At 59.2% G+C, this 11870-nt stretch carries 9 protein-coding genes; 7 read left to right on the top strand and 2 right to left on the bottom strand.

Features of this window, described 5'->3' with window-relative positions; translation table 11 throughout:
* Nucleotides 1–82 precede the first annotated feature (82 nt).
* The 5 genes from recA to ASF04_RS03085 all read left to right on the top strand — a co-directional run bounded on the left by recA (nt 83) and on the right by ASF04_RS03085 (nt 4962).
* A complete protein-coding gene (gene recA, locus ASF04_RS03105; protein WP_019923784.1) occupies nt 83–1186 on the top strand; it encodes a recombinase RecA in 1104 nt (367 codons plus the stop codon).
* A gap of 66 nt (nt 1187–1252) precedes the next feature.
* Complete coding sequence (recX, locus tag ASF04_RS03100; RefSeq protein WP_056138019.1) at nt 1253–1708, top strand: recombination regulator RecX; 456 nt, start codon at nt 1253–1255, stop codon at nt 1706–1708.
* Nucleotides 1709–2178: 470 nt separating this feature from the next.
* Nucleotides 2179–3348 (top strand): ADP-forming succinate--CoA ligase subunit beta, encoded by a 1170-nt coding sequence (gene sucC, locus ASF04_RS03095; RefSeq protein ID WP_056138016.1) that lies wholly within the window; start codon nt 2179–2181, stop codon nt 3346–3348.
* Nucleotides 3349–3361: 13 nt separating this feature from the next.
* Nucleotides 3362–4243 carry a succinate--CoA ligase subunit alpha gene (sucD, locus tag ASF04_RS03090; protein WP_019923788.1) on the top strand — a complete coding sequence of 294 codons (882 nt, stop codon included), beginning with the start codon at nt 3362–3364 and terminating at the stop codon, nt 4241–4243.
* A gap of 221 nt (nt 4244–4464) precedes the next feature.
* On the top strand, nt 4465–4962 hold the full coding sequence (locus tag ASF04_RS03085; RefSeq protein WP_304438330.1) for a pilin: 498 nt from the start codon (nt 4465–4467) through the stop codon (nt 4960–4962).
* Between the two features lie 42 nt (nt 4963–5004).
* Here the strand turns inward: ASF04_RS03085 and ASF04_RS03080 are convergent, their stop codons facing one another.
* Nucleotides 5005–8247, bottom strand: coding sequence for a glycoside hydrolase family 2 (locus ASF04_RS03080; protein ID WP_056138014.1), 3243 nt, complete (start codon nt 8245–8247; stop codon nt 5005–5007).
* A gap of 321 nt (nt 8248–8568) precedes the next feature.
* Here ASF04_RS03080 and ASF04_RS27280 point away from each other — a divergent pair, with 321 nt between their 5' ends.
* Nucleotides 8569–10203, top strand: coding sequence for a class I SAM-dependent methyltransferase (locus ASF04_RS27280; RefSeq protein WP_156368515.1), 1635 nt, complete (start codon nt 8569–8571; stop codon nt 10201–10203).
* Nucleotides 10204–10313: 110 nt separating this feature from the next.
* Complete coding sequence (locus tag ASF04_RS03065) at nt 10314–11144, top strand: XamI family restriction endonuclease (RefSeq protein WP_162241417.1); 831 nt, start codon at nt 10314–10316, stop codon at nt 11142–11144.
* Nucleotides 11145–11227: 83 nt separating this feature from the next.
* Here ASF04_RS03065 and moaC read toward each other — a convergent pair whose 3' ends face one another.
* The gene (gene moaC, locus ASF04_RS03060; protein ID WP_056138006.1) at nt 11228–11728 is read right to left on the bottom strand and encodes a cyclic pyranopterin monophosphate synthase MoaC; all 501 of its coding nucleotides are present in this window, start codon (nt 11726–11728) and stop codon (nt 11228–11230) included.
* Nucleotides 11729–11870: the final 142 nt, after the last annotated feature.

Below are 11870 nucleotides of genomic sequence, written 5' to 3'. Positions count from 1 at the left end.
CGCGCTTGCGCTTATCACTGTTTTTTTATACAGTACTACCTGTACCGACAAATTGTCACCACCAACTGGTTGAAAGCACATTATGGACGATAAAAAAGCTGTAGTACCCGCATCCGAGAAAGCCAAGGCGCTCGCCGCCGCGCTGGCTCAGATTGAGAAGCAGTTCGGCAAAGGTTCCGTCATGCGCATGGATGCCAGTGCGCCGATCGAAGAAGTACAAGTGGTCTCCACCGGTTCGCTGGGCCTGGACGTGGCGCTGGGCGTCGGCGGCCTGCCGCGCGGCCGCGTGGTGGAAATCTACGGTCCTGAATCCTCGGGCAAAACCACGCTCACCCTGCAAACCATCGCGGAAATGCAAAAACTGGGCGGCACCTGCGCGTTCATTGATGCCGAGCACGCACTGGACGTCACCTACGCCCAAAAGCTGGGCGTCAACCTGAGCGACCTGCTGATCTCGCAACCGGACACCGGCGAACAAGCGCTGGAAATTTGCGACGCCCTGGTGCGTTCCGGTTCCGTGGACATGGTCGTGATCGACTCCGTCGCCGCGCTGACCCCACGCGCCGAGATCGAAGGCGACATGGGCGATTCGCTGCCAGGTTTGCAAGCACGTTTGATGTCGCAAGCACTGCGCAAGCTCACCGGCTCGATCAACCGCACCAACACCCTGGTCATCTTCATCAACCAGATCCGCATGAAAATCGGCGTCATGTTCGGCAGCCCGGAAACCACCACCGGCGGTAACGCGCTGAAGTTCTACGCCTCCGTGCGCCTGGATATTCGCCGTACCGGTTCGATCAAGTCCGGCGACGAAGTCATCGGTAACGAAACCAAGGTCAAGGTCGTCAAGAACAAGATTGCGCCACCGTTCAAGGAAGCGCACTTCGACATCCTGTACGGCGCCGGCACCTCGCGCGAAGGCGAAATCCTGGACCTGGGCGTGGAAGCGAAGATCGTCGAGAAATCGGGTTCGTGGTACAGCTACAACGGCGAACGCGTCGGCCAGGGCAAGGACAACGCCCGTATCTTCCTGCAAGAGCGTCCGCAACTGGCGTGGGAAATCGAAAACCGCGTGCGCGAATCGCTGGGCGTACGTTCGCTGCCGCCACTGGCGCCAGTGGCCGCTGAAAAGCCTGATACCGTCGTCAAGCTCAAGCCTTCCAAAGGCGAAGCCGACGCGGCTTAAGTTGACGTTGCGTATGTTTTAAGGAGTGCCGGGCCATCATCGCCCGGCATTCTTAGAGGTTCCATCATGCCCCGTCCCCCCCTCAGCCTCAAAGGCCGCGCCCTGCGCTACCTGTCCCAACGCGAGCACAGCCGTCTCGAACTGTCGCGCAAGCTCGCACGCTATGCCGAAGATACCGACGACGTCGACGCCTTGCTCGACCTGCTCGAAAAAAACAACTGGCTGTCGCAAGAACGTTTTTCCGAATCGCTGATCCACCGCCGTTCTGCCCGTTTCGGCAATGCCCGCATCATGGCCGAGCTGCAAAGCCACGGCGTGCAGGGCGAAGCGCTGCAAGGCCTCAAGGAAAGCCTGGCCGACACCGAGACCGCGCGCTGCTGCGAGATCTGGGAACGCAAGTTCGGCGAAGTTGCCACCGACCCCGAAGGGCGCAACAAGCAAATGCGCTTCCTGCTGCAACGCGGCTTCTCCCAGCGCGCCATTCGCACCGCCATGAAAGGCACGGCCGATTTCGACCAGTGATTGCCGATATTTCCATTGTGAATGCCTGCAAATACCCCTGCCAGCGCCAACGGTTTATCGCCAGATGTCATATGACACGTATCAACTCGGTCTGGGGTGTGCTACACTTTTACGGTTTTTGCAGCACCGTGGGTGCGGTGGTTGTCCGTAGAAGCTACGGCAACGTATATTTTTTATAAGAGAAATGTACAGGGCTGCTAACTAATCATGCCGCGCGAGCGGTATTCATCTTATGTCATTGTCGATTCCTGTTCCTCGTCGTGCGTCCCGCACGCGCGCGATCGCCGCCTCAGCGTGTACACGCCATGGCGGACCGCATGGTATCGATGCCGGTTACACCCTCCTCATGCACCCCCCGATTTGCCTTGCCGCCAGTACGATCAGCGACCGGGCCATAGTTTTACCCGAGCATCACACTATTCCGCAGTCTTAATCGATTTTTACACATCAGCATCAGAAGGGAAGCCAGCATGAAGATCCATGAGTATCAAGGCAAAGAAATCCTCCGGAAATACGGAGTGACGGTACCACGCGGTATTCCGTGCCTGTCCGTCGAAGAGGCAGTAAAAGCTGCTGAAACCTTGGGCGGCCCGGTCTGGGTTGTAAAAGCACAAATCCACGCCGGTGGCCGTGGTAAAGGCGGCGGCGTGAAAGTCGCAAAATCGCTGGAACAAGTTAAAGAATTCTCCGAGCAAATCCTGGGCATGCAACTGGTCACGCACCAGACCGGTCCAGAAGGCCAAAAAGTACGTCGCCTGCTGATCGAAGAAGGCGCAGACATCAACAAGGAACTGTACGTATCGCTGGTCACCGACCGCGTATCGCAGCGCGTTGTTCTGATGGCCTCGTCGGAAGGCGGCATGGACATCGAAGAAGTCGCTGAATCGCACCCTGAACTGCTGCACTCGATCGCCATCGATCCAAAAGTCGGCCTGACCGACGCTGAAGCTGCCGGCATCGCTGCCAAGATCGGCGTACCAGAAGCCTCGATCCCTGACGCCGTCACCAACCTGCAAGGCCTGTACAAAGCCTACTGGGAAACCGACTCGTCGCTGGCCGAAATCAACCCGCTGATCCTGACCGGTTCGGGCAAGGTTATCGCGCTGGACGCCAAGTTCAACTTCGACGCCAACGCCCTGTTCCGTCAACCAGAAATCGTCGCTTACCGCGATCTGGACGAAGAAGATCCAGCTGAAGTCGAAGCGTCGAAATTCGACCTCGCTTACATCTCGCTCGACGGCAACATCGGCTGCCTGGTGAACGGCGCCGGCCTGGCCATGGCCACCATGGACACCATCAAGCTGTTCGGCGGCGAGCCGGCCAACTTCCTCGACGTCGGCGGTGGTGCCACGGCTGAGAAAGTCACCGAAGCCTTCAAGATCATGCTGAAAAACCCGGGCCTGAAAGCCATCCTGGTGAACATCTTCGGCGGCATCATGCGTTGCGACGTGATCGCCGAAGGCGTGATCACCGCAGTGAAAGCCGTGTCGCTGAACGTGCCGCTGGTCGTGCGCATGAAGGGCACCAACGAAGATCTGGGCAAGAAGATGCTGGCCGATTCCGGTCTGCCGATCATCGCAGCCGACACCATGGAAGAAGCAGCGAAGAGCGTTGTTGCAGCTGCTGCCGGTCAAGCTTAATTAAGGAATCACTATGTCCATTCTGATCAATAAAGATACCAAAGTCGTAACCCAAGGTATTACCGGTAAAACCGGCCAATTCCACACCCGCGGTTGCCGCGACTACGCGAACGGCAAAAATGCCTTCGTGGCAGGCGTGAACCCAAAGAAAGCCGGCGAAGACTTCGAAGGCATTCCAATTTTCGCTAACGTTGCAGAAGCGAAAAAAGAAACCGGCGCCAACGTGTCGGTCATCTACGTCCCACCAGCAGGCGCAGCCGCCGCAATTTGGGAAGCCGTAGAAGCCGAGCTGGACCTGGCAATTTGCATTACCGAAGGCATTCCAGTGCGCGACATGATGGCACTGAAAGACCGCATGGCCAAAGCCGGTTCGAAAACCCTGCTGCTGGGCCCTAACTGCCCAGGCCTGATCACCCCTGACGAAATCAAGATCGGCATCATGCCAGGTCACATCCATAAAAAGGGTCGTATCGGCGTGGTGTCGCGTTCGGGTACCCTGACCTATGAAGCAGTGGGTCAGCTGACCGCACTGGGCCTGGGCCAATCGTCGGCAGTTGGTATCGGCGGCGACCCGATCAACGGTCTGAAGCACATCGACGTCATGAAGATGTTCAACGACGATCCTGATACCGACGCGGTCATCATGATCGGCGAAATCGGTGGTCCGGACGAAGCCAACGCCGCTTATTGGATCAAAGACAACATGAAAAAACCAGTGGTCGGCTTCATCGCCGGTGTGACCGCTCCTCCGGGCAAGCGCATGGGCCACGCCGGCGCGCTGATCTCCGGCGGCGCTGACACCGCACAAGCCAAACTGGAAATCATGGAAGCTTGCGGCATTACCGTTACCAAGAACCCGTCGGAAATGGCGCGTCTGCTGAAAGCCATGCTGTAATCACAGGCTTTACTGCAACATAACAAAAGGGAGCCGTGTGCTCCCTTTTGTCATTTTTGATTGACGAAAATTGTCAGCGCTGACAAATCGCGCCAGCGCGACTGACAAAAAACGGCAGTTTTGACACTGCCGCAGCATGGTTTGCCCCGGCGCAGAGCTGGCACGGCGATTGCGATATCTCAGGTGTGACACTGACCCATCTCAACCCCGGAGACGCACCCATGAAATCCCTCAAACACATGAAGTCCATGAAATCCCAGGCCCAGGCCGGCTTCACCCTGATCGAACTGATGATCGTGGTGGCCATTATCGGCATCCTGGCTGCTGTTGCCATTCCTGCTTACAGCAACTATACGGTCAAGGCCAAAGTCGCCAACATCCTGGCGGCAGCGGACGCGACCAAAACCGCCGTGGCGCTGTGCGCCCAGGAAGCTGGCGGCGCAGTCACCAATTGTACGTCCGGCTCCAATGGTGTTCCGACTGTGACGGCCACCAAGGAAGTGGCCTCCGGCTCCGTTACCGGAGGCACCATCACCCTGGTGCTGGCCGAGGGCGTCGCTACTGACTCCAAGGACAAGACTGTCACTTTTACGCCGGTCATCGATGCTGGCGCTACCAGCGTGAGCTGGACCGTCGATACCACCTTGGCCAACGCAGCTGCAGTCGAAGCGTTGAAGAAAAACAATAAAACAGCCGTCACCACCCCAGCAGGTAGCTAACACGGCAAGAGGAATCGGCCATGCGCCGATTCCTCTCATAGGCTATTGATCATAACTGTGGAAAAACGGTTGTAACACTTCCCCCGCCGCACCCGGCGTACCCACCCAGCCTTGCAAGGCAGCGGGCCAGGCGCCACCTAGCGGCAACAGCATGAACCGGCCGGAGATTTCTCCCACCTTGTCCAGCGCGACGATGGTTTCCGGCTGGGTTCCCTTATTCCCCAAGCCCCCGATGACCGCGTTGTGACTGAGCAGCGTGCGCGCGCCGTGACGCTCGACCGCCACATCGGCGGCCGGCAGCGCCAGCGCAAAGCCGGCGCCGGCAGCGTCCGACAGGACCGCCAATTCGGTCTGGCGCCGGTTGCCCTGGAAGCGCAGATCGGCGCGATTGAGGTGGTACACGCCGAATTCGTTCAATTGATCCTTGCCCGGATAGCCGGCATACGGCCCCTGGCCGAGCCAGCGAAACTCGCCGATGCCCGCCGGCGCCACCAGCGACAAGCCCGCTTCCGATACAACGGCGCCCGGCGCCAGCGGGCGATACGCATAGCTGACGGCAATCGCACCCTTGCCATCGATCTCGAGCGTGTAACCGCCGCTTAAACCTTGCTCCTTGCTGAGCACCGCATGGGCATCGCCGGTAGGCAACAGGTCGTCGGGCAGCGCGGCATTTTTTGGCATTGCTTGCGTTGCTGCCGTCACCGGCAGACGTGGCGCTGCGTCCGCCGTCTCCGCTTTTGCAGCAACCGGCAGGAGACGGGACGCATCGGCCATCACTGCGGCAGTCGCCTCAGGCAGGCGATACGTCGCCTGCACCGACAGCCGTACGCGGTCGCCAAGCTGCTCGGCCCGGATCACCGGCTGCTCGGCCTGTTCCAGTATCGACGCCGGCCAGGTGCCGGATTTGGCTGCACCCAGCGCCTCGGCCATGGTGAACTTGCGGCCGCCATGGGGGTGGATGCCATCGACCAGCGTTCGGCCCGCGCGGTCGCGGATCGTCAGCGCACCGGTCGCGCGTTGCACGCTCAACACCCATTGCGTCGTGGTGATGGAAACCGTGCCGGCCTCGTCTGCCAGCACCGGGGCTGCTGTCGCAGCAGTGGCGGCGGTCCAGTCGAACTGCGACGGTTCCGCGCGCACCAGGCGCAAGCTGCGTTCGTTGATTTGCAGGCCATGCTCGTCCACCGCGCGCAATTGCAAAACCAGCACATCGGTGAGTATTGCTACCGGCGCCGGAATCTCCACCGCGATGGTAGTGGCCTGACTGGAGCGCGCCGGCGCCGACAGTGCTTGCTTGCCTTGCTGGCGCGTCACACCGTTCTGTTGCAAAGCCCAGTGCAGGGTGATGCCTTGCAAGCTGCGGAAGTCGTGGCGGTTTTCCAGCGTGACAGCGATGCGTTGCGGGCCAGGCGCCACCCGCGCCGTGCGTTCGACGAACTGGACCGGCGCATAGACCTTGCGCATCTGCCAGAAATCCACCTGCGGCGTGCGGTCGGCATAGACCAGGCCGTCGGCGCCGTCGAGACCGTGGGTGTCGTAGAACTGGTGGGCGTCGCGCCAGGCGTACTGGGTCGATTGGCCGGGATCGGCCGGCGTGCTGCTCCGGCGCAGCAAGCCCTGGTCGTGGAAGTGCCAGATCGAGCCGCCCGCGAATACGGGGTTCGCCTGCAGTATCGCCCACTGGTCCTGGATGCGGTCGCTGGCCAGGCCCAGCCCGTGCGCATACTCGGTCAGGATGGTCGGGCGCGTGAGCTTGGACGCGTAGCCGGTGAGGGTGGCGTTGCTCGGGTAGTGTGGCGAGTACAGGTCCACGAACGGCGGGATCTGCTCGTAGTTTTTGGCGAAATAGCTGCCGATCTTGGGCAGCGTGATCGGCCGGGTGGGATCGAGCTGTTTGACCAGCCGGCCGGCGTCGAGCTCGAAGTCGTTGTTCGGATTCTCGTTGCCGATGCTCCAGATAATTACCGACGCATGATTCTTGTCGCGCATGACGGTCGCGCGGGCGCGGGCCAGGATGTTGTCGCGGTAGGCGGGATTGTCGAGGTTTTTTTCGCCGTGTCCGATGGCTACCTCGTCCATCACATAAAAGCCGAGTTCGTCGCAGAGTTCGAGCAGGCGCGGGTGGGGCGGGTAGTGCGACGTGCGCACGTAGTTGACGTTTGCCTGCTTCATCAGCGCCAGGTCCTGGCGCATCTGCGCCTCGGTCACGGCGCGGCCGGTGACGGGATCAAGATCGTGGTGATTGACGCCGCGCAGCTTGACCGGCTTGCCGTTGACCAGCAGCTGCTTGCCGACGACCCTGACTTCGCGCAGGCCGACGCGCTGCTCGACGGTCTGGATGGTTTTGCCTCGCTGCTTGACGCTGAGCACCAGGCGGTAGAGCGTTGGTGTTTCTGCGGTCCACAGTTGTGGCTGGGTGATGCGCAGTGTTGCGCCCAAACTGATGAGACGGTCGTCGCGCGGCTCTGCGGACACAGTCTTGGGCAAATTCGCAGGCAAGCTCGAAGGCCGGTCAGCGGTAACACGCGTAGCGACATTCTTCAGCACTTGCCCCGCAACGCGCTTGCCCTTGGCATCGAACAGCTCCGCATGTACGGTCGCGCCGGGCGCGCTCAGCTGCACATCAAGCGTGAACCGAGCGTCGCTGCCCTGCAAGACGGTGCTGACGGCCAGGTCCTGCACGTGTACGGCCGGCAGCGAAATCAAGGTCACATCGCGATAAATCCCCGACAGCGACCAGTCGTCGTTGAGGTCGAATTCATAGCCGAGCGGCTTGGTGGTGACGCGTACAGCCACCGTATTCCGGTCTTGCAGCAGATCGGTAACATCGAAGGTATGGCGGTTGAACGCGCTGGCCGACGACGCACCAGCCAGCTTGCCGTTGACCCACACCTGATAGCCGAAGGCCACGCCATCGAAGCGCAGAAAAGTGCGGCGACCGGCCCAGTTTTTCGGCATCGTAAACGTGCGGCGATACAGGCCCAGGCCATCCTTGAGGTTGTCGCCATACGACGGTTCGGCATGGCCGTGCAGTTCCCAGTTGGCCGGCACCGCGATGGTCTGCCAGCGCGAGACGTCGAAACCGGGCGCAGTGAACTGCGCATCGGCGCCAGCGTCCAGGCCGGGCAGGTATTTGAACGACCAGTTGCCGTTGAGCGACTGCGACCAGGCCGGATCTTTGGTCGGAACAACATCAGTGGCGTTGGCCTGGCCGAACAGGCCCAGTATGAACAGCCAACATGTTAGCCACAGCGTCAGCCACTTCGTGCTTGTCATTTGGTGCATGCGATAGTTTCCTTGGAGAGAGGGGGAAAATATCACCTCCAGGCATGGCGCGGACGGCCGTGGGGCCAATTCTCAGCACCGTGATTGCGCGCTTGAATGCGAGAGGCCACGCCGTTGTCACGGGCGCTGAGTAAGTTGGGTGTTCGCACTCCACACTACAGGATGATTTGGCTGTATATAAAAACAGTGTCCTGTATACTGCAATGATCAAGCCTTCGCAACGAATTGTAGCCCTAGGTTATCATTCGCGCGGGTCTATATTTAGCCAAAAATTTATTGCTGGCGCGATCCACCCTGACATTTACTCTGCTGAACTACCCCATGACTACCCAATCACCCGCAGCTGGCGTTGCTGTCCTTGACGCCCTTCTTCATATGCCGACGCTTGTTTCGGTAGCGAAAAAACTCGTGAATGGCGCTGTCTTGTCTTGGCATGAGCGGGAAGTTTCCGATGAGTACGCAACGGTCGTGAGTGATGAGTTAGTCGAATTTGTCCGCGCCGCCATCGTCGACGCGACGGATCCTCTCGGCGCGGCTTATTGCCTCATCCGCTCATCAGAACAACGTCGTAGTGTTGGGCAGACGTTCACTCCGGTCGAAGCCGTACTAGGCATGTTTTCCTGGGCAGAGGCGATGGGGGAGTTTGTACGAATTGTCGATCCCGGAGCTGGGACGGGGCGCTACGTTTTACACGGTCTGCGTCAGCATTCTCGCGCCTTCGGTGTTGCTGCGGAGACGGACCCCCTGGTGGCGTTGCTGCTCCGCGCAAACGCAACCGCATTGGGAGTAGCCGATCGCCTCGAGATTCATATTGGGGATTATCGTACCTTGCAACTGGAGCCTGTAGAGGGGCGCACGCTGTTCATCGGCAACCCGCCGTATGTGCGTCATCATGATATTTCTCCGGCGTGGAAGGACTGGTACAGCACCGGTTTAAAAAATCTGGGACACGCCTCAAGCAAATTGGCAGGATTACACCTGCATTTTTTTCTCAAAACTCTTGCGCTATCCCGCCCTGGAGACCTGGGGTGTTTTATCACTGCTGCGGAATGGCTCGATGTCAACTATGGTCAATCGTTGCGTGACATGATGACGAATGGACTCGGCGGCCGGGCAGTCTTTGTCGTTTCGCCAGAAGTTCCAGTGTTCGGCGATGCAATGGTTTCCGCGTGCATTACATGCTTTGAGCCAGGTTCGGCAGATACGGATATCGAATTCAAAAATATCGATCGAGTCGAGCAACTTCTCGAACTTCAAGGTGGACACCGCGCCAACAAAATTACTGCAAAAGCGGAGCGAAAATGGTCTGTCTTGGTGAGAAATCAAGAGATTGTGAGGAACGAAGCGTTCATAGACCTCGGCGAGTTATTCAAGGTCAGTCGAGGTCAGGTGACAGGGAAAAATTCTGTTTGGGTGGCAAAGGATAATCGATTCGGGCTACCGGAAGAATTTCTGGTCCCGACGATTACCGATGCGGCTGACATCATCCACGCAGGCGGAAGAATTGATAATGTAGAGGGCCTTCGTCGAGTGGTCGCGCTGCCAGCTAATTTGGAACAGCTCGAGCATGACCAGTTTTTGGCCGTACAGGAATTCCTCGAATGGGCAAAGTCCGAGCATGCGAACAAAGGGTGGATCGCGGAACATCGAAAGCCGTGGTGGCGCGTCGATATGAGCAAGCCGGCTCCTCAAATTGTCGTGACATATATGGGACGACGCCCACCAGTGTTCGCCGTCAACACCGCTGGTGCCAGCATCATCAATGTCGCACATGGCCTTTATCCGAAGGTTCCCTTGCCTGAAAATTCAGTCGAGCAATTGGTGGCATGGCTCAATACCAACGTCAGCCAAAATTCCGGCCGGGTCTATGCTGGAGGACTCACTAAATTTGAACCTTCCGAGGTGGCGCGTTTGCGTATTCCGAACGCCGAACTACTTGCTGAGGGCGTGTTTTAATGGCATCTCGAGGAAATATAAATTTCGGCAAAGTATGGACAAACGAGGAAATAAAGAAAGACTGCACCGAGTCCACCAGGCTGTTCCGACTGCGACGGATGAAGGAACCATTGGCCGATTATCTGGCTGAATTCGCCGCAGCGCAGACAGCTGCCGAGTATGTTATCGAGAAACTGCCTGTCCTGTTGGCGAAACCAACAAATCGCCAGGAGCTGGCAAAGATAGTTCGCAATCCGGCATTCAACACAGCGCTACGCTACCTGACGGCGCCGCCGATTTCCGCTGATGACTTGCGCACGGTCATGTGCCGAAGCGTCACCGGCGCAGCGATATTGCAGGACCAGGAATTTGCTGATGAGCTCGTTGAGTTGATTCGTCAAACCATCGACCCGAAACGCTTCCCATGGCTGGCCACGGGCGCCACGCCCACCGACGAACAACTGCACGTAGCCAAGATAGCCTCCGCTGTTGTCGCCACCTGCCAGCGTGTGCAAACCAAGCGGCGCGGCGACGAACGGGCCGAACTGGAGGGCGCTGTTGTACGGTTGCTGGACGCGCTGGGATTTGTCCGCGTTCCAACGCCCCGCCATTCGATCATGCACGTCGAAGACCTGCCCAATGCCGGCGAGTATATGGTCGGCGCCACGCTGGGCAACGACAATGGCGATTGCATCATCGGACTCTACGATCGACGGCGCTTGGCGCTGGAATGCAAAAGTTCGAATTCCGAGATCAACAGTCGCAAACGTCTCAACAAGGAAGTCATCAAGGACGCTGAAAACTGGAATGCGCAATTTGGCGCGCAAGTCTTGACTGCGGCCGCCTTGCGCGGCGTGTTCAAACCGGAATATATCCGCGATGCGCAAGCCACGCCCATCATGATCATCTGGGAACATCGTTTGGAAGATCTCGAAGAGTTTATCTCTTCGACCAAGCCGTAGATACTGTTCCTGCCCCCGCAGCCCGAAGAACCATGTCTGTGCGGGACTTGGGCGTCTGCATGGGATGCGTCATGGAATGCGTATCAACTTGTCACACTCCAGTCGCCCGACTTGCCGCCATGCTTTTCCATCACGCGGATCTCGCCCATCACCATGCCGCGGTCCACGGCCTTGCACATGTCGTACACCGTCAGCAGGCCGACCTGCACCGCTGTCAGCGCTTCCATTTCCACGCCGGTCTTGCCGAAGGTTTCCACCTGCGCCTTGCAGTGCACGCTGGCGTTGGCTTCATCGGTCTCGAAATCGACGGCCACGCGGGTCAGGGCCAGCGGGTGGCACAGGGGGATCAGGTCGCTGGTGCGCTTGGCGGCCATGATGGCGGCGATGCGGGCGATGCTCAGCACATCTCCTTTTTTTGCCGTGCCACCCATGATGATGGCCAGCGTTTCCGGCTTCATGCGGATCGTGCCGGACGCGATGGCGATGCGGTGGGTTTGCGCCTTGGCGCCGACGTCGACCATGTGGGCCTGGCCGGTGGCGTCGAAGTGGGTCAGGTGGTCGGCGGGGGGGAGGGTGTCGGTCATGGGCGTGGTGCGGATGGTGGCAAAGGGTCAATAAATTGAGCGAGGGACGGGCGCCGTGCGCTGTCGTCGCGGATGCGGGTATCATAGCACCGTGAATTCAAAACACCGCCCCCCTACCAGTGAGTCCCGCCGTCCCCTGCGT

It is taken from the genome of Duganella sp. Leaf61 (assembly GCF_001421905.1).
Taxonomy (GTDB): Bacteria; Pseudomonadota; Gammaproteobacteria; order Burkholderiales; family Burkholderiaceae_D; genus Rugamonas; species Rugamonas zoogloeoides.
The sequence above is the reverse complement of the archived record's forward strand: the minus strand, read 5'-3'. Positions and strand labels throughout refer to the sequence as shown.